General features: G+C 61.3%; 18 protein-coding genes. 16 read left to right on the top strand and 2 right to left on the bottom strand.

The window, feature by feature from the left end; all coding sequences use genetic code 11:
• Positions 1-31 precede the first annotated feature (31 nt).
• Positions 32-1,735, top strand: a complete 1,704-nt coding sequence (locus QF039_RS15310; RefSeq protein WP_003214676.1) for an AMP-binding protein — start codon at positions 32-34, stop codon at positions 1,733-1,735.
• 142 nt (positions 1,736-1,877) lie between these two features.
• On the opposite strand, the gene QF039_RS15305 is transcribed toward QF039_RS15310, so the two are convergent.
• Positions 1,878-2,774 (bottom strand): MurR/RpiR family transcriptional regulator, encoded by an 897-nt coding sequence (locus tag QF039_RS15305; RefSeq protein WP_003214679.1) that lies wholly within the window; start codon positions 2,772-2,774, stop codon positions 1,878-1,880.
• Between the two features lie 303 nt (positions 2,775-3,077).
• Here QF039_RS15305 and iolC point away from each other — a divergent pair, with 303 nt between their 5' ends.
• From iolC to QF039_RS15225, 15 genes are all read left to right on the top strand, one after another.
• Entirely contained in the window at positions 3,078-5,015 is a 1,938-nt protein-coding gene (gene iolC, locus QF039_RS15300) for a 5-dehydro-2-deoxygluconokinase (protein ID WP_307519246.1), read from the top strand.
• 147 nt (positions 5,016-5,162) lie between these two features.
• On the top strand, positions 5,163-6,056 hold the full coding sequence (gene iolE, locus QF039_RS15295; RefSeq protein WP_003214685.1) for a myo-inosose-2 dehydratase: 894 nt from the start codon (positions 5,163-5,165) through the stop codon (positions 6,054-6,056).
• On the top strand, positions 6,053-6,847 hold the full coding sequence (iolB, locus tag QF039_RS15290; RefSeq protein WP_003214687.1) for a 5-deoxy-glucuronate isomerase: 795 nt from the start codon (positions 6,053-6,055) through the stop codon (positions 6,845-6,847). Before iolE ends, iolB begins: the two co-directional genes overlap by 4 nt.
• 22 nt (positions 6,848-6,869) lie before the next feature.
• Entirely contained in the window at positions 6,870-8,372 is a 1,503-nt protein-coding gene (locus QF039_RS15285) for a CoA-acylating methylmalonate-semialdehyde dehydrogenase (RefSeq protein WP_102605498.1), read from the top strand.
• A 27-nt stretch (positions 8,373-8,399) separates the two neighbouring features.
• Complete coding sequence (locus tag QF039_RS15280; RefSeq protein WP_307519242.1) at positions 8,400-9,215, top strand: TIM barrel protein; 816 nt, start codon at positions 8,400-8,402, stop codon at positions 9,213-9,215.
• A 10-nt stretch (positions 9,216-9,225) separates the two neighbouring features.
• Entirely contained in the window at positions 9,226-11,157 is a 1,932-nt protein-coding gene (iolD, locus tag QF039_RS15275; RefSeq protein WP_307519240.1) for a 3D-(3,5/4)-trihydroxycyclohexane-1,2-dione acylhydrolase (decyclizing), read from the top strand.
• A gap of 19 nt (positions 11,158-11,176) precedes the next feature.
• On the top strand, positions 11,177-12,187 hold the full coding sequence (locus QF039_RS15270; protein ID WP_008437157.1) for a Gfo/Idh/MocA family protein: 1,011 nt from the start codon (positions 11,177-11,179) through the stop codon (positions 12,185-12,187).
• 161 nt (positions 12,188-12,348) lie between these two features.
• A complete protein-coding gene (locus QF039_RS15265; RefSeq protein ID WP_177047318.1) occupies positions 12,349-12,585 on the top strand; it encodes a hypothetical protein in 237 nt (78 codons plus the stop codon).
• Between the two features lie 126 nt (positions 12,586-12,711).
• Positions 12,712-13,752 (top strand): Gfo/Idh/MocA family oxidoreductase, encoded by a 1,041-nt coding sequence (locus tag QF039_RS15260; RefSeq protein ID WP_102369291.1) that lies wholly within the window; start codon positions 12,712-12,714, stop codon positions 13,750-13,752.
• A gap of 365 nt (positions 13,753-14,117) precedes the next feature.
• Complete coding sequence (locus QF039_RS15250) at positions 14,118-15,053, top strand: sugar ABC transporter substrate-binding protein (RefSeq protein WP_307519235.1); 936 nt, start codon at positions 14,118-14,120, stop codon at positions 15,051-15,053.
• A gap of 63 nt (positions 15,054-15,116) precedes the next feature.
• The gene (locus tag QF039_RS15245; RefSeq protein WP_307519233.1) at positions 15,117-16,670 is read left to right on the top strand and encodes a sugar ABC transporter ATP-binding protein; all 1,554 of its coding nucleotides are present in this window, start codon (positions 15,117-15,119) and stop codon (positions 16,668-16,670) included.
• Between the two features lie 59 nt (positions 16,671-16,729).
• Positions 16,730-17,767: an ABC transporter permease gene (locus tag QF039_RS15240; RefSeq protein ID WP_003214704.1), complete on the top strand. Its 1,038-nt coding sequence runs from the start codon at positions 16,730-16,732 to the stop codon at positions 17,765-17,767.
• Between the two features lie 402 nt (positions 17,768-18,169).
• Positions 18,170-18,574: a TraR/DksA C4-type zinc finger protein gene (locus QF039_RS15235; RefSeq protein WP_003214706.1), complete on the top strand. Its 405-nt coding sequence runs from the start codon at positions 18,170-18,172 to the stop codon at positions 18,572-18,574.
• Between the two features lie 97 nt (positions 18,575-18,671).
• Positions 18,672-20,342, top strand: coding sequence for a methyl-accepting chemotaxis protein (locus QF039_RS15230; RefSeq protein ID WP_371132903.1), 1,671 nt, complete (start codon positions 18,672-18,674; stop codon positions 20,340-20,342).
• Positions 20,343-20,467: 125 nt separating this feature from the next.
• A complete protein-coding gene (locus QF039_RS15225; protein ID WP_003214710.1) occupies positions 20,468-20,671 on the top strand; it encodes a hypothetical protein in 204 nt (67 codons plus the stop codon).
• A gap of 4 nt (positions 20,672-20,675) precedes the next feature.
• Here the strand turns inward: QF039_RS15225 and QF039_RS15220 are convergent, their stop codons facing one another.
• Entirely contained in the window at positions 20,676-20,912 is a 237-nt protein-coding gene (locus tag QF039_RS15220) for a DUF2789 domain-containing protein (protein WP_087694069.1), read from the bottom strand.
• Between the last annotated feature and the right edge of the window lie 18 nt (positions 20,913-20,930).

Here is a 20,930-nt window from a genome sequence, read left to right as displayed (position 1 = left end):
TTCCCACCATAAAAACAACAAGGAGACTGCCATGAACGCTGTAAGCCTGGAACAGACCGAACGCCTTTGGTTGAACGCTTACCTGCCCGGCGTACCGGCAGACATCGATGCGGGCATCGAGGACTACCCGTCGTTGCGCGAGGTATTCCTGGAGCACCTGCACAAATTCCGCGACCGCGTGGCCTACGTCAGCATCGGCACCGAAATGACCTACGCCGACTGGGAGGTGCAGGGCATCGCCTTTGCTGCGTGGCTGCAAGCCCAGGGTGTGAAGAAGGGCGACCGGGTGGCGCTGATGATGCCCAACTGCTTGCAGTACCCGATCTGCCTGCTGGGCACGATCCTCGCGGGCGCGGTGGTGGTCAACGTCAACCCGCTGTACACCGCCCGGGAGCTGCAGCATTTGCTCAAGGACAGTGGCGCAGAGACCCTGGTGATCTTCGAAAACTTCGCCCACACCCTGGAGAAGGTGGTGGCCGCCAGTACCGTCAAACGTGTGGTGATCGCGGCCATCGGTGACCTGCTCGGCACCTTCAAGGGCGCGGCGATGAACTTCATCCTGCGCAGCGTGCAGAAGCAGGTGCCGCGTTTCAACCTGCCGGGGGCCGTGCGTTTCAACCAGGTGTTGAAACAGGGACGCGGGCAAACCCATCTCGCCGTGCCGATGAACCGCGAAGACCTGGCCTTCCTGCAATACACCGGCGGCACTACCGGCGATGCCAAGGGCGTCATGCTCAGCCACCGCAACATCATCGCCAACCTGTTGCAGGCCAAGGCGTGGGTCGGTGATCAGCTCGATCAGAACCAGCAGGAAACCAACGTCACCCTGCTGCCGCTGTACCACATCTTTTCCCTGACGGTGAACTGCCTGATGTTCATGTGCCTGGGCGGGCGCAACATCCTGATCGCCAACCCACGGGATGTGAAGCGGGTGCAGATGATCCTGCGCAAGGAGCGTTTCAACGGGATTGCCGGGGTGAATACGCTGTTCAACGGCCTGCTGGAAAACAAGGAATTCTGCGCCCGGGATTTTTCCGATTTGCGCATGGTGATCGCCGGCGGCATGGCCACCCATACCGCTGTGGCCAAGCGCTGGAAGGAAGTCACCGGCTTGCCGATCATCGAAGGCTACGGCCTCACTGAATGTTCGCCGGTGGTGAGCATCAGCCCCATCGACATCTCACGCATGCGCGAGATGGAATTCACCGGCAGTATCGGCGTGCCGTTGCCGTCGACCTGGGTGCGGTTCATTCGTGAGGACGGTGAGTTGGCGGAACTGGGCGAGCAGGGCGAACTGCAAGTACGCGGCCCGCAGGTGATGCAGGGTTACTGGAAACGCCCGGCGGAAACCGCCGAGGTGCTGGATGCCGAAGGGTGGCTGTCTACCGGGGACATCGGGGTGATGAATGAGCAGGGCTTCATCCGCCTGGTGGACCGCAAGAAAGACATGATCCTGGTGTCCGGGTTTAACGTGTACCCCAACGAGATCGAAGACGTGGTGGCGTTGCATCCGGGCGTGGCGGAAGTGGCGGCGATCGGGGTTGAGGATGGGGTGACCGGCGAACGGGTCAAAATCATCGTGGTGCGCAAGGACCCAAGTTTGACCCAGGAGCAGATTCTGGCGCATTGCCGGGAATATTTGACGGGGTACAAGGTGCCGCGGTTTGTCGAGTTTCGTACTGAAGAGTTGCCCAAGACGACGGTGGGCAAGGTGTTGCGCCGGGCACTGCGCTAAGCCTGAGTGAACGCGGTCAAAAATGTGGGAGCGGGCTTGCTCGCGAATGCGGCGGAACAGTCGATGGAGATGTTGACTAACAGACCGCATTCGCGAGCAAGCCCGCTCCCACATTTGATCTTTGGTGGCTGAACGGTCGCCATCAGTCGTCGAACCCCACCTGCTCATGAATCTCATCGACCTTCAATTCCAGCCGATACGCCACGGCAATGAACAACGCCTGGCACAGGCACAGCGTCGCACTCAGTGATCTGAACGCAAACGACGAGCCCTCATTCACCAGCAGCACCGTGCTCGCCCGCTTGGCCAGAGGCGACAGGTTGCTGTCGGTAATGATCAGGGTCTTGGCCTGATGGTGCTGGGCAATCCGCAGGCAGTGCTGGGTTTCCTTGCCGTAGGGCGTAAAGCTGATGGCAATCACCAGGTCGTTGGCCCGCACACTGCGCATCTGCTCGCGATAGCTGCCGCCCAATCCCGAGACCAGATGGATGCGCTTGTTGGTGTGCTGCAGGTTGTACACCAGGTAATCCGCCACGGCGAACGAGCGGCGCACGCCCACCACGTAGATATTGTCGGCATTCACCACCAGGTCCACGGCCTTGTCGAAGGCTGCGTCATCCAGTTCCAGCCCCAGGCGCTCGATCCCGGAGAGGGTGGCATTCACGCACTCACGCGCCAGGTCGCCGCCGCTGGCTTTCTGCGACTTGTTGGCGATCATGCTGCGGATGCGTTGCTGGTAGTTCTGCACCGGCGTGGTCTTGTGGGTGTAGGCCTCGCGGAACAGCGCCTGCATTTCACTGAAACCACTGAACCCGAAACGCTGGGAAAACCGCACGATGGCCGACGGGTGCACTTCGCATTCACGGGCGATGTCGCTGATGCGGTCGACCATGATCCGGTCGCTCTGCTGGCTCATGTAGCTGGCGATGCGCTTGAGCTGGCGCGGCAGGCTCTCGTATTCATCGGTGATCAGCTGCAACAACCGCTCGGCGTTCAGCGGCGGGCTGGCGAGTGCGTCTTCCGGGGCGCTCTGGGACATAGGGAATCCTTCTGGCTTGTTCTTATAGGACGCGTCGAGGCGCCCCTGACAATAAGTCGATGTGCGCAAGTCTACAGCGTAGGCGCAAAAAAATACCTCGGCATCCCGCCCCACGGTGCAGCTGAAACGATGCACTGCGGCTGGAACATACCGACGATGGCGTATTGGAAAATATATTCCACAAAAAATATTTATAGAATAAATATTGATTGGTGTCACCAGACGTTCTAGTCTGCTTGCACCAAGAGCGTATGCCGCCACCGCGACGGCATACGCAGGCTGATAAAAATAACAGGAGCCAGCATGGGCCAGACTCGTTTTGCCAGTGGGCGTCAATTGGATCTGATTTGCCTGGGACGCCTGGGCGTCGACCTTTACGCACAACAAGTGGGTGCACGGCTGGAGGATGTCTCGAGCTTCGCCAAGTACCTCGGCGGTTCCTCCGCCAACATCGCGTTCGGTACTGCGCGGCTGGGGCTCAAGTCGGCGATGTTGAGCCGGGTAGGGGACGACCACATGGGGCGTTTCCTGCTGGAGTCCCTGGCCCGCGAAGGCTGTGACGTCAGCGGCATCAAGGTCGACCCGGAACGCCTCACCGCCCTGGTGCTGCTGGGCCTCAAGGACCGCGAAACCTTCCCGCTGGTGTTCTACCGCGAGAACTGCGCCGACATGGCCCTGCGCGCCGAAGACATCAGTGAAGCGTTCATTGCTTCCAGCAAGGCGTTGCTGATTACCGGTACCCACTTCTCCACCGACGGCGTGTACAAGGCCAGCATCCAGGCCCTGGACTACGCCGAGAAGCACAACGTCAAACGCGTGCTCGACATCGACTACCGCCCGGTGCTCTGGGGCCTGGCCGGCAAGGCCGATGGCGAAACCCGGTTTGTGGCCGACCAGAATGTCAGCCAGCACGTGCAGAAAATCCTCCCGCGTTTTGACCTGATCGTCGGCACCGAAGAAGAATTCCTGATTGCCGGTGGCAGTGAAGATTTGCTCACGGCATTGCGCACGGTGCGTGGCCTGACCTCGGCCACCCTGGTGGTCAAGCTTGGCCCCCAGGGCTGCACGGTGATCCACGGCGATATCCCGGCCCGCCTTGAAGACGGCGCGATCTACCCCGGGGTACGGGTAGAAGTACTCAACGTGCTGGGCGCCGGCGATGCCTTCATGTCCGGCTTCCTCAGCGGCTGGCTTGAAGACGCCAGCGACGAGCGCTGCAGCCAGTTGGCGAATGCCTGCGGCGGCCTGGTGGTGTCGCGCCATGCCTGCGCGCCGGCCATGCCGACCCGCGCCGAACTCGATTACCTGTTCAACAGCCCGGTGCCGATTACCCGCCCGGACCAGGACGCAGTGCTGCAACGCCTGCACCAGGTCAGCGTGCCGCGCGAGGTCTGGAAGCAGCTGTTTGTATTTGCCTTCGACCACCGCTGGCAGTTGGTGGAACTGGCCCAAAAAGGCGGCCAGGACCCGGCGCGCATCAGCGCCCTGAAGCAACTGTTCATCCAGGCCGTGGAACGGGTTGAAAGCAAACTGGCGGAGCAGGGCGTCGAGGCTGACGTCGGGATTCTGGCCGACCAACGCTTCGGCCAGGACGCGCTGAACGCCGCCAGCGGTCGCGGCTGGTGGATCGCCCGTCCGGTGGAAGTCCAGAATTCACGGCCGCTGGCCTTTGAACACGGGCGCTCGGTGGGCAGCAACCTGATTGCCTGGCCCCGGGAGCAGATCATCAAGTGCCTGGTGCAATTTCACCCCGATGACGAGCCATTGCTGCGCCTGGAACAGGAAGCGCAACTCAAGGCCCTGTATCAGGCGTCCCTGGTCAGCGGCCATGAGCTGCTGCTGGAAGTCGTGCCCCCCAAGGATCACCCGTCCACCTATCCCGACGTGCTCTATCGCAGCCTCAAGCGCCTGTACAACCTGGGCATCTACCCGGCGTGGTGGAAGATCGAGGCGCAGTCGGCCGCAGACTGGAAAAAGCTCGACGAGCTGATCCAGGAGCGCGATCCCTACTGCCGGGGCGTGGTGCTGCTGGGCCTGAACGCTTCCGCCGAATGCCTGGCCGATGGCTTCCAGCAAGCCAGCCAAAGCCAGACCTGCCGCGGGTTCGCCGTGGGTCGCACGATCTTCCAGGAACCGAGCCGAGCCTGGCTGGCGGGGGAGATTGACGATCAAGCCTTGATTGAGCAGGTGCAGTGCATCTTTGAGCAATTGATTAATGCTTGGCGCAGTTCTCGAAGTTAAACACGCAATCAAATGTGGGAGCTGGCTTGCCTGCGATGGCATCACCTCGGTACACCTGTTGGACCGAGTCGCGCGCATCCCAGGCAAGCCAGCTCCCACATAAAACAGATCTCAGGCAACTCTGAAAAAACAATAATAGGTGCAGCCATGCCCGCTATCCGAATTGGCATCAACCCGATCTCCTGGAGCAACGACGACCTGCCGGCCCTGGGCGGTGAAACGCCGTTGAGCACGGCCCTCAGCGAAGGCAAGGACATCGGCTACGAAGGCTTTGAACTCAACGGCAAATTCCCCAAGGACGCCAAAGGCGTCGGCGATGTATTGCGCCCCTACGACCTGGCGCTGGTCTCCGGCTGGTACTCCAGTCGCCTGGCCCGGCGCTCGGTGGCGGAAGAAATCGAAGCCATCGCCAGCCACGTCGAACTGCTGCGTGAAAACGGCGCCAACGTGTTGGTGTATGGAGAAGTCGCCGATTCGATCCAGGGTTCGCCGGTGCGCCTGATCGAACGCCCGCGTTTTCACAGCGAACAGGCCTGGCAGGAATACGCCGACAAACTCACCGAACTGGCGCGTTTCACCCTGTCCCAGGGCGTGCGCCTGGCCTACCACCACCATATGGGCGCCTACGTCGAATCCCCGGAAGACATCGACCAACTGATGCGCCGCACCGGCCCGGAAGTCGGCCTGCTGTTTGATTCGGGCCACTGCTACATGGGTGGCGGCGAGCCTATCGAGGTGCTGCGCAAACACATCGCCCGCATCTGCCACGTGCACTTCAAGGATGTGCGCAAGCCGGTGGTGCAACTGGCGCGCAACCAGATGTGGAGCTTCCCGGATTGCATCGTCAACGGCACCTTCACCGTGCCCGGCGACGGCGATATCGACTTCGCCGCGCTGCTGGACGTGCTGCTGGCTGCCAATTACCAGGGTTGGCTGGTAGTGGAGGCCGAGCAGGATCCTGCCGTGGCGCCGAGCTACATCTATGCGAAGAAGGGTTACGACACCCTGCGCGCACTGTTGAGCGAGAGGACTGGACAATGAGCCTGTTGGTCAAAAGCAGCAAACGCGGGCAAACCATGGTGGCGCTGGAAGAAGGGCGCCTGGAATACGTGGGCTTCGCCGCCTACCGCCTGAGCCTGGGTGAAACCTTGCCAGTCACCGCCGGCGACAAGGAACTGTGCCTGGTGCTGCTCAGCGGCCGGGTGACGATTCAGGGCGAAGGCTTCAACTGGGAAAACCTCGGTGATCGCCACTCGGTGTTCGAAGACAAGTCGCCCTTTGCCGCTTATTTGCCGCCAGGCACCGACGCTCAGGTCACCGCGCTGAGCGACGTACAAATTGCCGTCTGCGCCGCTCCCGGCTCGACTGACGCAGGTCTGGCACCCCGTCTGATTCGCCCCGAGCAATGCAAGCGCAGCGTACGCGGCAAGGGCGCCAACACCCGCTACGTGTGCGACATCCTGCCCGACAGCGAGCCTGCCCATTCGCTGCTGGTGGTGGAAGTGCGCACGCCGTCCGGTCACTCGTCGAGCTACCCGCCCCACAAGCACGACACCGACGATCTGCCGCACCAGAGCTTTCTTGAAGAAACCTACTACCACCAGATCAACCCGCCCCAGGGCTTTGTGTTCCAGCGGGTCTACACCGACGACCGCAGCATCGACCAAGCCATGGCCGTGGAAAACAGCGACCTGGTGGTGGTGCCCAAGGGGTATCACCCCGTCAGCGTGCCGTATGGCTACGAGTCCTACTACCTGAACGTGATGGCCGGCCCCAAGCGTGCCTGGCATTTCCATAACGACCCGCAGCACAGCTGGCTGCTGGATCTTTAAGCACTTTCGACGGAGAACAATAATGAGCAACGCCCCGGTAATCGGCCATTACATCAACGGCCAGGTGCACGACAGCGCCAGTGAGCGTTTCAGCAATGTGTTCAACCCGGCTACCGGCGAAGTCCAGGCCCGCGTCGGGCTGGCCAGCCAGAAGACCGTCGATGAAGCCGTCGCGTCGGCACTGAAAGCCTTCCCGGCGTGGTCCGAGCAATCGTCCCTGCGCCGTTCGCGGGTGCTGTTCAAATTCAAGGAATTGCTCGACCAGCACCACGATGAGCTGGCTGAAATCATCAGCCGCGAACACGGCAAGGTGTTCTCCGACGCCAAGGGCGAAGTCACCCGCGGCATCGAGATCGTCGAGTTCGCCTGCGGTGCGCCAAACCTGTTGAAAACCGATTTCAGCGACAACATCGGCGGCGGCATCGACAACTGGAACCTGCGTCAGCCACTGGGCGTGTGCGCCGGCATCACCCCGTTCAACTTCCCGGTGATGGTGCCGCTGTGGATGATCCCGCTGGCGCTGGCCACCGGTAACTGCTTCATCCTCAAGCCGTCGGAGCGCGACCCGTCCGCCAGTTTGCTGATGGCCCGCCTGCTGACCGAAGCCGGGCTGCCCGACGGTGTGTTCAACGTGGTGCAGGGTGACAAGAGCGCGGTAGATGGCCTGTTGCAGCACCCGGATATCGAGGCGATTTCGTTCGTCGGTTCCACCCCGATTGCCGAGTACATCCACCAGCAGGCCACCCAGCGCGGCAAGCGTGTGCAGGCATTGGGCGGGGCGAAGAACCATATGATCGTGATGCCCGACGCCGACCTGGATCAGGCGGCTGACGCCTTGATCGGCGCAGCGTACGGCTCGGCCGGCGAGCGCTGCATGGCGATCTCGATTGCCGTGGTGGTGGGCGATGTCGGCGACAGGCTGATCGAAAAACTGCTGCCGCGTATCGACCAGTTGAAGGTCGGCAACGGTATGCAAAAAGACAGCGAGATGGGCCCGCTGGTTACCGCCGAACACAAGGCCAAGGTCGAAGGGTTTATCGACCAGGGCGTGGCCCAGGGCGCGAAGCTGATCGTCGACGGTCGTGGCTTCAAGGTGCCGGGCGCGGAGGGTGGTTTCTTCGTCGGTGCGACCTTGTTCGATAACGTCACCACCGAAATGAGCATCTACCAGCAAGAGATTTTCGGGCCGGTGCTGGGCATCGTGCGGGTGGCGGATTTTGCCAGTGCCGTGGCCTTGATCAACGCCCATGAGTTCGGCAACGGCGTGTCGTGCTTTACCAGCGACGGCGGCATTGCCCGTGCCTTTGCCCGCACCATCAAGGTCGGGATGGTCGGCATCAACGTGCCGATTCCGGTGCCGATGGCCTGGCATTCGTTCGGTGGCTGGAAGCGCTCGCTGTTCGGCGACCACCACGCCTATGGCGAAGAAGGCATTCGTTTCTACAGCCGCTACAAGAGCGTCATGCAACGCTGGCCCGACAGCATCGCCAAGGGCCCTGAATTCAGCATGCCAACTGCCAAGTAACGTTTTCGAGTGTGGAGCACAACAATAATGAAGTCGCCTCTACGTTTTGCCCTGAACCGCATGGTCGCCCCCAGCCTTTCCCTGGCGGATTTTATCCAGCTGGCGGTGACCCTGAAATGCGACGCCATCGAGATCCGCAACGACCTCAAGGGCATCGAGATTGAAGACGGCACCCCTGCCAGCCGCGTGCGCGAATTGTGCGCGGTGCATGGCATCACGGTGCTGTCGATCAACGCGCTGTACCCCTTCGATGTGTGGAATGACGAACGCCGCGCCCAGGCCATCAAGCTGGCGGCCTACGCCCGCGAATGCGGCGCGCAGGCGTTGGTGATGTGCCCGTTGAACGACCGCGCCGACTCGCGCAACGAAGCCCAGCGCGCGGCCGGTTTGCGTACCGCCTTGAGTGAACTGGCGCCGATCCTGCGGGAATACGGGATTCTCGGTTTTGTCGAACCCCTGGGGTTTGAAGAATGCTCGCTGCGCCGCAAACGCGTGGCCGTGGATGCGATCAAGTCTGTCGGCGGCCTGGATGTGTTCCGCGTGGTGCATGACACCTTCCACCACCACCTGGCCAGTGAACATGAGTTCTTCCCCGAACTGACCGGGCTGGTGCATATCTCCGGTGTGGAAGATGCCGACGCACCGCTGAACTCGATCCGCGACGGCCACCGCGTGCTGGTGGGCGAGGCTGACATCCTCGGCAATGCCGCGCAGATCGACACGCTGCTCAGCACCGGCTACAGCGGCCACCTGTCGTTCGAACCGTTCGCCGCAAGCGTGCACGGCCTGGCCGATATCAAGCAGGCGTTGGGGGCGAGTATCGCCCACCTGCAGAAACGATAAGGAGCACCCCATGACCACAACCCGATTGACCATGGCCCAGGCCCTTGTGAAGTTTCTGGATAACCAGTACATCGAAGTCGACGGTGTGCAGAGCAAGTTTGTCGCCGGCATCTTCACGATTTTCGGCCACGGCAATGTGCTGGGCCTGGGCCAGGCCCTGGAGCAGGACAGCGGCGACCTGGTGGTGCATCAGGGCCGCAACGAACAAGGCATGGCCCACGCGGCGATTGGTTTTGCCAAGCAGCATTTGCGCCGCAAGATATACGCGTGCTCCTCCTCGGTGGGGCCGGGTGCGGCGAATATGTTGACCGCCGCAGCGACCGCGACCGCCAACCGGATTCCGTTGCTGCTGTTGCCCGGTGATGTCTACGCCAGTCGCCAGCCCGATCCGGTACTGCAACAAATCGAACAGTTCCACGACTTGAGCATCAGCACCAACGACGCGTTTCGTGCGGTCAGCAAATACTGGGACCGCATCAACCGCCCGGAACAGCTGATGACGGCGGCGATCCACGCCATGCGCGTGCTCACCGACCCGGCGGAAACCGGCGCCGTGACCCTGGCCCTGCCGCAGGATGTACAGGGCGAAGCCTGGGATTACCCGGATTACTTCCTGCAAAAACGCGTGCACCGTATCGACCGTCGCCCGGCGACCGAAGCGATGCTGGGGGATGCCGTGGCGGCGTTCAAGGGCAAGCGCAAACCGCTGATCGTGTGTGGCGGCGGGGTCAAATACTCCGGGGCGAATGCCGCGCTGCAAGCCTTTGCCGAACGCTTCGACATTCCTTTCGCGGAAACCCAGGCGGGCAAGAGTGCGGTGGTTTCAAGCCATCCACTGAACCTCGGCGGTCTTGGTGAAACCGGCTGCCTGGCGGCGAACCTGCTGGCACCCGAGGCGGATCTGATCATTGGTATCGGCACGCGCTATACCGATTTCACCACGTCGTCGAAGTCACTGTTCAAGCATCCTGAGGTGCAGTTTCTCAACCTGAATATCAGCCCGTGCGACGCACTGAAACTCGATGGCGTGCAGTTGCTGGCGGATGCCAAGGTTGGCCTGGAAGCACTGGCTGAAGCCTTGGGCGACTACCGTTCCAGCTGGGGGGATCAGCCACGGGATGCCAAGGCGCAATTGGACGTCGAAGTCGACCGGATCTACCAGGCGGAATACCAGACTGAAAACTTCGTCCCTGAAATCAACGACCACATGGACCCGGCGGTGCTGCGTGAGTTTATCGAGCTGACCGGTTCCTGCCTGACCCAAAGCCGCGTACTCGGTGTGCTCAACGAAGCCCTGGCCGACGACGCAATCATCGTCGCCGCTGCCGGCAGCCTGCCGGGTGACTTGCAGCGCAGCTGGCGCAGCAAGGGCGTCAACACCTACCACGTCGAATACGGTTATTCGTGCATGGGCTATGAGGTCAACGCCGCGCTGGGCGTGAAGCTGGCCGAGCCCGAGCGTGAGGTGTACGCACTGGTGGGCGACGGCTCGTACATGATGCTGCACTCGGAGCTGGCCACCTCGATCCAGGAGCGGCGCAAGATCAACGTGGTGCTGCTGGACAACATGACCTTCGGCTGCATCAACAATTTGCAGATGGGACATGGCATGGACAGCTTCGGCACCGAGTTCCGCTTCCGCAACCCCGAGACCGGCAAGCTCGACGGCGGTTTTGTGCCGGTGGACTTCGCCATGAGTGCGGCGGCCTATGGTTGCAAGACCTACAAGGTCAACACCGTGGAGCAGTTGCAGGCGGCGCTGGCCGATGCGCGCACGCAAACCGTGTCGACGCTGATTGATATCAAGGTCCTGCCGAAAACCATGATCCACACATACCTGTCGTGGTGGCGCGTCGGTGTGGCGCAGGTGTCCACCAGCGCGCGCACCGATGCGGTGGCCAAACAACTCAATGAACGCCTGGCCAAGGCCCGGCAGTACTAATAACAAGAGGAGTGTTTTCATGTCTTTGAAGTTGGGTGTTATCGGTACTGGCGCCATCGGCCAGGATCACATTCGTCGCTGCAGCCAGACCTTGCTCAACAGCCAGGTGGTGGCCGTGACCGACATCAACCTTGAGCAGGCGGCCAAGGTCGTCGCTGACCTGAAACTCACCGCCGAGGTGTACCCGGACGGCCACGCGCTGATCAATTCGCCGCAGGTCGAGGCGATCCTGGTGACCTCATGGGGCCCGAGCCACGAAGAATTTGTGTTGGCGGCGATTGCGGCCGGCAAACCCGTGTTCTGCGAAAAACCCTTGGCGGTGACTGCCGAAGGCTGCCGCAAGATCGTCGAGGCCGAAGTGGCCCACGGCAAGCGCCTGGTGCAGGTGGGTTTCATGCGTCCGTATGACCAAGGCTATCGCGCCTTGAAAGCCGTGATCGACAGCGGCCAGATCGGCGAGCCGCTGATGCTGCACTGTGCCCACCGCAACCCGAGGGTGGGTGAGAACTACAAGACCGACATGGCGATCACCGACACCCTGATCCACGAGCTGGATGTGTTGCGCTGGTTGCTGGCCGATGACTACGTGTCGGTGCAGGTGGTGTTCCCGCGTAAATCGAGCAAGGCGCTGGCGCACTTGCGTGACCCGCAGATCGTGCTGCTGGAAACCGCCAAGGGCACGCGCATCGATGTGGAAGTGTTTGTGAACTGCCAGTACGGCTACGACATCCAGTGCGAAGTGGTGGGGGAGACTGGCATTGCGAAATTGCCGGAGCCGTCCCAGGTGCAGATGCGCAGCGGGGCCAAGTTGTCGAATGCGATCCTGATGGATTGGAAAGACCGGTTCATCGCGGCGTATGACGTTGAGCTGCAGGCGTTTATCGACGGTGTAAGGGCAGGGCAAGTGGGGGGGCCGTCGGCGTGGGATGGTTTTGCAGCGGCGGTGGCGGCGGATGCGTGTATTGAGGCGCAGAACAGTGGGCAGATTGTGAAAGTGGGCCTGCCACCCCGTCCGCATTTCTACGGCTAACCACCTGTTCCACTGGAGTAACCCGGTCAGTGTGGGAGCTGGCTTGCCTGCGATGACGGCGGCACATTCAACATCACTGTCGCCTGATACACCGCTATCGCAGGCAAGCCAGCTCCCACATTTGATCGGGTTCCACCCTCAGATTCGGGAGAGCTTCTGACATGCGCATCGCATTAGACCCCTACATGTACCGCCACCTGCCCCTCGGCCAAATGGTCGACAAGGCCGCCGAATTCACCGGCCAGTCCGACAACCCGTTGGTGTGCGAAAACCGGTTCATGCGCTCCATGGATGAGCTGATGCCGGAGTTTGAGGGCGAAGGCATCAAGCTGGAACACCGGCCGGATGAGTCCAACCGGATGATGCTGGAGCGGGTGACCCGCGAACTTTGCTCTTAGATAGATCGTTCCCACGCTCTGCGTGGGAACGTCTCGCTGGACGCTCCGCGTCCGCTCTTAATGTGACGCAGAGCGTCACGGGCTACATTCCCACGCAGAGCGTGGGAACGATCAAGGAATCGACCCATGCGAATCGGACTGGTTGGATACGGCAAAGGCGGCCGTGTATTTCATGCACCCCTGATAGCCAGCCTGCCGGGGGCGACCTTTGTCGGCGTGGTGACACGGTCACCCGAACGTCGCCAGCAACTGGCGACGGATCACCCCGGTGTGAAGGCCTTCGACAGTATCGGGCAGATCACCGAGGCCGGTGTCGACGTGCTGGTGATCTCCACCACCCTCAAGGGCCGTCCGGCCCTGGTGCTGGAGGCCATCGAACACGGTGTGGCGGTGGTCAGCGACAAACCCTTTGCCAGCAATGCCGAACAGGCCCAGGCCTTGATCACCGCCGCCGAGCGCCAGGGCGTGCTGCTCAGCGTCTACCAGAACCGGCGCTGGGATTCGGACTTCCTGACCCTGCGCAAGCTGATCGACGCCGGAGCCCTGGGCTCCGTCACCCGCTTTGAATCCCGGGTGGAGCGCTACAACCCGGGCTCGGTGGGCAATGCCAGCGGCGGCGGCTTCCTGCGGGACTTGGGCAGCCACTTGGTGGACCAGGCCATGCAACTGTTCGGCCCGGTGGACCGGGTGTTCGCGCAGTTGCACTACACCGCCGATGAGCGGAGCGTGGACCACGGCTTCTTTGTATCGCTGACCCACGCCAACGGGGTGATTTCACACCTGTGGGGCAGCGCCCTGCAAAACAGCCAGGCCCCGCGGTTTCGGGTGAATGGTACGGCCGGTTGCTACACCATCGAAGGGCTGGACGGCCAGGAAGAGGCGCTGCTGGCCGGCAAGACCCCGAAAACCGAAGGCGAGCACTGGGGCGCTGAAGAACATCGACGCTGGGGCTGGTTCGAGCAGGGGCCGGATCGTGAGCGGGTGCCGTCGGAAAAGGGCCGTTGGAATCAGTTCTACAGTCAGCTGCAAAGCGCGGTGGAAGGCCACGGCGAGTTGCCGGTGAACGTCCTGGATGCGCTGGCAACCACCCGCGTACTGGATGCCGCGCGCCTGAGTTCAGAGCGCCAGCAGGTAGTGGAAATGGCGGCTATGGAGCCTCATGGATGAAAAATAGAATAAAATTCTAAAACAGGTTGATATGGAAATTATTTTCCAATAAAGTCATTCCAGGTTGCATAAAGTACGTTCGGACTCGATTCGGGCGACTCGACAAAAACAAGATCAAAACAACCAGGTACCGTCAGATGAAAATCTTCAACGCTGTACTGCGAGTTTTACGTCCTGCCCTCCAGCCACGCGGTCTGCCCCGCGCCCGGCCGTTTTACTTTTCCCTCCTGAATGTCCTGTGCGTCGAAAGCAAGGGTTCCCTGGTGTGCTGCATTCCGGGGGCGCCGATCGTTCGACTGCCGACCGCTTCGCTCTGAAAAACGCAACGTCCACAAAACCAACAAGAAATTGGAGACAGACCGTTCATGAAGACCCCGATCCGTTTTACCGCGCTGGCCCTGTCCATGATGCTCGCCAGTGGTTTCGCCACGGCGGCCGATATCAAGATGGGCGTGAGCATGTCGGCGTTCGATGACACCTTCCTGACTTACCTGCGTGAAGACATGGACAAGCAAGCCAAGTCCTACCCCAAGGGTGACGGCGTGCAGCTGCAGTTCGAAGACGCCCGCGCCGACGTGGTCAAGCAACTGAGCCAGGTCGAGAGCTTTATCAGCCAGAAAGTCGATGCCATCATCGTCAATCCGGTCGATACCGCATCGACCAAGAACATTATCACCGAAGCTACCAAGGCGGGGATTCCGCTGGTGTTCGTCAACCGGCGTCCCGACCAGAAAGAATTACCCAAGGGCGTGGTGGCGGTGACCTCCGATGATGTCGAGGCGGGCCGCCTGCAAATGCAGTACATCGCCGAAAAGCTCGGCGGCAAGGGCAAGATCGTGATCCTGCTGGGTGACCTGGCGAACAACTCCACCACCAACCGCACCAAGGGGGTGAAGGAAGTCCTGGCCAAATACCCAGGCATCACTATCGAGCAGGAACAGACCGGCATCTGGCTGCGTGACAAGGGCATGACCCTGGTCAACGACTGGCTGACCCAAGGCCGTGAATTCAACGCGGTGCTGGCCAACAACGACGAGATGGCCATCGGTGCGTCCATGGCGTTGAAGTCGGCGGGCACCAAGCCGGGCACCGTGTTGATCGCCGGGGTGGATGGCACACCGGACGGTTTGAACGCGATTACCAAGGGCGACATGGCCGCGTCGGCGTTCCAGGACGCCAATGGCCAGGCCGTGGGTTCGGTGGAAGCGGCGCGCAAGATGGCCAGGCACGAGCCGGTCGAGCAGAACGTGGTGATCCCGTTCAAGCTGATCACCCCGGACAACGTCAAAGACTTCAAGTAGCCCTTAATAACAACAATAAACCGGCAGGGCAGCCACGGCGGCCCTGCTGACGGAGTACCCGATATGTTTGCTCAAGCGACTGCTTCCCAGCCTCCCGGTATCCAGCCCTTGGTACTGGAAGAACCCTATCTGCTGGAGATCTCCAACATCAGCAAAGGCTTTCCCGGCGTCGTGGCCCTGGCCGATGTGCAGCTGCGGGTGCGCCCCGGCTCGGTGCTGGCGCTGATGGGCGAGAACGGTGCGGGCAAGTCGACACTGATGAAGATCATCGCCGGCATCTATCAGCCCGACGCCGGTGAAATCCGCTTGCGTGGCAAGCCGATCAAATTCGAAACACCGCTGGCGGCGCAGAAGGCCGGGATCGCGATGATCCACCAGGAACTCAACCTGATGCCGCACATGAGCATCGCCGAGAACATCTGGATCGGCCGCGAACAGCTCAACGGCCTGCACATGGTCAACCATCGGGAAATGCACCGCTGCACCGCCGAACTGCTGGCGCGGCTGCGGATCAATCTCGACCCGGAGGAACACGTCGGTAACCTGAGCATTGCCGAGCGGCAGATGGTCGAGATTGCCAAGGCGGTGTCCTATGACTCCGACATCCTGATCATGGATGAACCGACCTCCGCCATTACCGACAAGGAAGTGGCCCACCTGTTTTCGATCATTGCCGACCTCAAGTCCCAGGGCAAAGGCATCATCTACATCACCCATAAAATGAACGAAGTATTCGCCATCGCCGATGAAGTGGCGGTGTTCCGCGATGGCGCCTATATCGGCCTGCAGCGGGCCGACAGCATGGACAGCGACAGCCTGATCTCGATGATGGTGGGGCGTGAGCTGAGCCAGCTGTTCCCGGTGCGCGACAAGCCCATTGGCGATCTGTTGCTGTCGGTGCGCGACCTGCGGCTGGATGGGGTATTCCAGGGCGTGTCGTTCGACCTGCATGCCGGGGAAATTCTCGGTATCGCCGGGCTGATGGGCTCCGGGCGGACCAATGTGGCCGAAACCATTTTCGGCATCACCCCAAGCTCCGGCGGCGAGATCCAGTTGGACGGCAAGACCGTGCGCATCACCGACCCGCACATGGCCATCGAGAAGGGCTTCGCGCTGCTGACCGAAGACCGCAAGCTCAGCGGCCTGTTCCCCTGCCTGTCGGTACTGGAAAACATGGAGATGGCTGTGCTGCCGCATTACTCCGGCAACGGCTTTATCCAGCAAAAAGCCCTGCGTGCCTTGTGTGAAGACATGTGCACCAAGCTGCGGGTGAAAACCCCGTCGCTGGAGCAATGCATCGACACCTTGTCCGGTGGCAACCAGCAAAAAGCCCTGTTGGCCCGCTGGCTGATGACCAACCCACGGCTGCTGATCCTCGACGAACCCACTCGCGGTATCGACGTGGGCGCCAAGGCCGAGATCTACCGGCTGATTTCCTACCTGGCCAGCGAAGGCATGGCGGTGATCATGATTTCCTCGGAGCTGCCCGAGGTGCTGGGCATGAGCGACCGGGTGATGGTGATGCACGAAGGCGACCTGATGGGCACCCTGGACCGCGCGGATGCGACCCAGGAAAAAGTCATGCAACTGGCTTCCGGTATGACGGCGGTCCACTAACGAACAGACGGCGCCGGCCCGTTGTGGCCGGCGCAACGCGATAAAAAAGGTGAGTGGTTATGAACGCGATACTGGAAAGCAAACCCGAGGAAAAGAAGCCCGCTGCGGCGCCGGTCAAGCACCGTCGACGCATGCCCACCGAGCTGAGCATCCTGCTGGTGCTGATTGGCATCGGCCTGGTGTTTGAGTTGTTCGGCTGGATCGTGCGCGACCAGAGCTTCCTGATGAACTCCCAGCGCCTTGTATTGATGATCCTGCAGGTGTCGATCATCGGCCTGCTGGCGATTGGCGTGACCCAGGTGATCATCACTACCGGTATCGATTTGTCCTCGGGCTCGGTGCTGGCGTTGTCGGCGATGATCGCCGCCAGCCTGGCGCAGACTTCCGACTTTTCCCGTGCGGTGTTTCCGTCATTGACTGACCTGCCGGTGTGGATACCGGTGGCGATGGGCCTGGGCGTGGGGCTGCTGGCGGGGGCGATCAACGGCAGTATCATTGCGGTCACCGGGATTCCACCGTTTATTGCGACCCTCGGCATGATGGTCTCGGCCCGTGGCCTGGCGCGTTACTACACCGAAGGCCAGCCGGTGAGCATGCTCTCGGACTCCTACACGGCCATCGGCCACGGCGCGATGCCGGTGGTGATCTTCCTGGTGGTGGCGGTGATCTTCCATATCGCCCTGCGCTACACCAAGTACGGCAAGTACACCTACGCCATCGGCGGCAACATGCAGGCGGCGCGCACCTCGGGCATCAACGTCAAGCGCCACCTGATCATCGTCTACAGCATCGCCGGCCTGCTGGCAGGCCTGGCCGGTGTGGTCGCATCGGCACGGGCGGCCACCGGGCAGGCTGGCATGGGCATGTCCTATGAGCTGGACGCGATTGCCGCCGCGGTGATCGGCGGCACCAGCCTGGCGGGCGGGGTAGGGCGCATCACCGGCACCGTGATCGGCGCGCTGATCCTCGGGGTGATGGCCAGCGGGTTTACCTTCGTCGGCGTGGATGCCTACATCCAGGACATCATCAAGGGCCTGATCATCGTGGTGGCGGTGGTGATCGACCAGTATCGCAACAAGCGCAAACTCAAGCGCTGACACGGTCCTCAAGGCCGCATCGGTCAAAATGTGGGAGCGGGCTTGCCCGCGAAGACGGTGTATCAGTTAAACATTCTGTGACTGACACACTGCCTTCGCGAGCAAGCCCGCTCCCACATTTAACCGTTTGTCTTCTATATAGCTCCACAACACTGAATTTCTTGCTATAAACGCACTCCGATGACCATTCGCCGAGCCCGTCCTGGTGCCTTTGCGGGTTATCTTGGAAAAAATGCCTGTCATTTCAGTTGCTGAGCCCTCAAGTCGGCCTTAGACTGCCGCCCCTCGTAAATTGAGTGCCGGGTGGCGCTTGAAATGGACGGCGCCTTTCCGAGACCTGCAGAGGTCGGCCGGAACGCTCCCTTATTCGCCTTAATGCACGTATTTTTTATAGAGAAATCAATGACAAAGGAAAAGTTGCTGGCCATGCCGGCGGATGACTACATGAATGCCGAGCAGCACGCTTTTTTCGAGAAGTTGTTGCAGGACATGAAAGTGGAACACCACGAGCGCATCGAGCAGAACCGCATCGCCATTGAAAGCCTGGACACCCCGGCAGACCCGGCCGACGCTGCTTCTGTCGAAGAAGAGCGCACCTGGCTGGTGAACGCCATCGACCGCGACCAGCGCATGCTGCCGCAACTTGAGCAGGCCCTGGGCCGTATCAAGGAAGACTCCTTCGGCTGGTGCGATGACAGCGGCGAGCCTATCGGCCTCAAGCGCCTGCTGATCAGCCCGACCACCAAGTACTGCATCGAAGCGCAAGAGCGCCACGAGCAAATCGACAAGCACCAGCGTCAAGCCTGATGCGGTGAACTGCTGGAGCCGGGTTACCCGGTTCCCAGCAGAAAACAGCCGTTTCCCCCCGTTTATTGATCTGCTGCAAGCCCCCCACTAAAGGCCCATGGATAATGGCCACATAGTGGCGTCTAATGCAGTCACAATAACGACAAGCAGTGGGGTAACGAACATGGCTGGAGACGGATCTCTCATGGGCGCAGCAGTGTCACCACCCGTGGTGGCGCGACAGTTGCCCGGCTGGTTGACGCCGCTCCTGCAAAGTACCGCCCTGGTGCTGTTGCTGCTGGGCCTGGCGTTCGCCCAACTCTCGATTTACCTGTGCCTGCCGGTGGCCCTGCTGCTGATCTGGCTGCCCCGCCTGAAACATCGCACCCACAATGCCGCACCGGCCGAAGCCACCGATGCAATCGGCGAGCTGACCCGCGACCTGTCCTACACCACCAGCCATAACGCGCTGTCTGCTGCCGGCGTGGCCTATTCGGTCAAGCAACTGGCGGCCAGGCTGCAATCTCAATTGGGCGCGGCGAAGCAGATCGTCAGCAGTGCCGAAGTGATGATCGGCACCGAGCAGGTCACCTCGCAACTGAGCCGCCAGGCCCTCGGCGCGGCCAGCCAGGCCCATCAGCGCAGTACCGAAGGGCGCGAGGTGCTGGCGCAATCCATCACCCGTATGCACCAGCTCAGCCAGCGCGCCAACGACAGCCGTCAATTGATCGAGGCCTTGAGCCAGCGCAGCGAAGAAATCCAGCGCGTCACCCTGGTGATCCAGTCGATCGCCAGCCAGACTAACCTGCTGGCCTTGAACGCGGCGATTGAAGCCGCGCGGGCCGGTGAGCATGGTCGCGGGTTTGCGGTGGTCGCCGACGAGGTGCGTGGCCTGGCTGGGCGAACCGCCACGGCGACCGATGAAGTCGGGGTGATGGTGGCGGATATCCAGCAGCGTACCGCCCAGGTGGTGGAGCAGATCCGGCAATTGTCGGCGGATCTGCAATCCGGTGTAGAGCAGGTGGAGCACGCCGGCGAGCAACTGGACAGCATCGCCAGCCTGGCAGCGGATGTCGAAGGCCAGGTCAATGAAATCGCTCAGGGCACCGACACCAACCGCGCCCAACTCGACAGCCTGTTCCATGCGGTGGAGCAGATGCGCAGCGATTTGACCGTCAGCGACCAGCAGACCCAACAGTTGGCTGCCGCCGCCGTACAAATGGAAGGCCAGGCCGAAACCATCAGTGAACGCCTCGCCGAGGTCGGCCTGGATGACTACCACCAGCGCATCTATGACCTGGCACGCGAAGGCGCGAGCCGCATTGCCGCGCAGTTTGAAGCCGACGTCCTGCAAAACCGCATCAGCCTCGATGACCTGTTCGACCGCAGCTATACCGCCATTCCCAACACGCGGCCAAGCAAGTACCACACGCGTTTTGACGGCTACACCGACCAGGTGCTGCCGGCCATACAGGAAGCCCTGTTGCCCCGGCATGAGGGCCTGGTATTCGCCATCGCCTGCACGCCACAGGGTTATGTGCCAACCCACAACAAGGTGTTCTCCCAAGCGTTGACCGGCGATGCCCAAGTGGACGCGGTACAAAATCGTACCAAGCGCAAGTTTGAAGACCGCACGGGAATCCGCTGCGGCAGCCACCAGCAGGCGGTCTTGCTGCAGACCTACACCCGCGATACCGGGGAGTTGATGCACGACTTGTCCGTGCCGATCACGGTCAATGGCCGGCATTGGGGTGGCTTGCGCCTGGGCTACAGGCCTGAGGGCCGCTGACCCACGAGGGCGATTGTTGCAGGTAATGCAAGGGAGCTATTCCGGGGATAGCTTTTTCCAACTGGAAGAAAACCGTAGCATGGCGAACATTGTTAGCCAGCTAACTAATTTTCCGGAGGCGCTCCATGCAAACCAAAGTCGATGTGGCTGTGATGATTGGCAGTGGCGTACCGCCCACCCTGCGTGCGCTGGGGCAAAAGGCCTGTTGGGTAGTGTTGCTCAATGGCGAGCAGCGCGGCACGGCGTTCGCCAGTCGCGATGAGGCTGAAGAGTGCAGGGCTGCCTGGGAGGCGCTGTTGCACCTGGAGCAGTCAGACAGCCTGCATTGAAGGCTCAGGGTTGCTGGTGCAGGCGCTGGTTCAGTTCGTCGACCGCGATCGCCCAGACTGCGTCTTCACGCAGTTCATCCTTAAGGAATTGGGCTTGTTGCGGTGACCAGAAATCCGCGTCAATCAGCTTTACGTCATTGGGCAGGGTGTGTTTGCCGATAAAGGCGTCAATCGCCTCGGGGGACGATTCCAGTCCAAGTTGTTCAAACAGGTCTTCGAGGGTGTAGGTCTGCGCTTCCATATCGTTCTCCATGCGGGC

Source organism: Pseudomonas sp. W2I6 (genome assembly GCF_030815935.1).
Lineage (GTDB): Bacteria > Pseudomonadota > Gammaproteobacteria > Pseudomonadales > Pseudomonadaceae > Aquipseudomonas.
Note: the sequence above shows the minus strand (reverse complement) of the source record. Positions and strands in the feature narration are given on the sequence as shown.

Excerpts from the sequence above, each read along its gene's own strand:
- QF039_RS15310 (WP_003214676.1), top strand. The coding sequence starts at position 32 with ATGAACGCTGTAAGCCTGGAACAGACCGAACGCCTTTGGTTGAACGCT.
- QF039_RS15305 (WP_003214679.1), bottom strand. The coding sequence starts at position 2,774 with ATGTCCCAGAGCGCCCCGGAAGACGCACTCGCCAGCCCGCCGCTGAAC.
- iolC (WP_307519246.1), top strand. The coding sequence starts at position 3,078 with ATGGGCCAGACTCGTTTTGCCAGTGGGCGTCAATTGGATCTGATTTGC.
- iolE (WP_003214685.1), top strand. The coding sequence starts at position 5,163 with ATGCCCGCTATCCGAATTGGCATCAACCCGATCTCCTGGAGCAACGAC.
- iolB (WP_003214687.1), top strand. The coding sequence starts at position 6,053 with ATGAGCCTGTTGGTCAAAAGCAGCAAACGCGGGCAAACCATGGTGGCG.
- QF039_RS15285 (WP_102605498.1), top strand. The coding sequence starts at position 6,870 with ATGAGCAACGCCCCGGTAATCGGCCATTACATCAACGGCCAGGTGCAC.
- QF039_RS15280 (WP_307519242.1), top strand. The coding sequence starts at position 8,400 with ATGAAGTCGCCTCTACGTTTTGCCCTGAACCGCATGGTCGCCCCCAGC.
- iolD (WP_307519240.1), top strand. The coding sequence starts at position 9,226 with ATGACCACAACCCGATTGACCATGGCCCAGGCCCTTGTGAAGTTTCTG.
- QF039_RS15270 (WP_008437157.1), top strand. The coding sequence starts at position 11,177 with ATGTCTTTGAAGTTGGGTGTTATCGGTACTGGCGCCATCGGCCAGGAT.
- QF039_RS15265 (WP_177047318.1), top strand. The coding sequence starts at position 12,349 with ATGCGCATCGCATTAGACCCCTACATGTACCGCCACCTGCCCCTCGGC.
- QF039_RS15260 (WP_102369291.1), top strand. The coding sequence starts at position 12,712 with ATGCGAATCGGACTGGTTGGATACGGCAAAGGCGGCCGTGTATTTCAT.
- QF039_RS15250 (WP_307519235.1), top strand. The coding sequence starts at position 14,118 with ATGAAGACCCCGATCCGTTTTACCGCGCTGGCCCTGTCCATGATGCTC.
- QF039_RS15245 (WP_307519233.1), top strand. The coding sequence starts at position 15,117 with ATGTTTGCTCAAGCGACTGCTTCCCAGCCTCCCGGTATCCAGCCCTTG.
- QF039_RS15240 (WP_003214704.1), top strand. The coding sequence starts at position 16,730 with ATGAACGCGATACTGGAAAGCAAACCCGAGGAAAAGAAGCCCGCTGCG.
- QF039_RS15235 (WP_003214706.1), top strand. The coding sequence starts at position 18,170 with ATGACAAAGGAAAAGTTGCTGGCCATGCCGGCGGATGACTACATGAAT.
- QF039_RS15230 (WP_371132903.1), top strand. The coding sequence starts at position 18,672 with ATGGATAATGGCCACATAGTGGCGTCTAATGCAGTCACAATAACGACA.
- QF039_RS15225 (WP_003214710.1), top strand. The coding sequence starts at position 20,468 with ATGCAAACCAAAGTCGATGTGGCTGTGATGATTGGCAGTGGCGTACCG.
- QF039_RS15220 (WP_087694069.1), bottom strand. The coding sequence starts at position 20,912 with ATGGAAGCGCAGACCTACACCCTCGAAGACCTGTTTGAACAACTTGGA.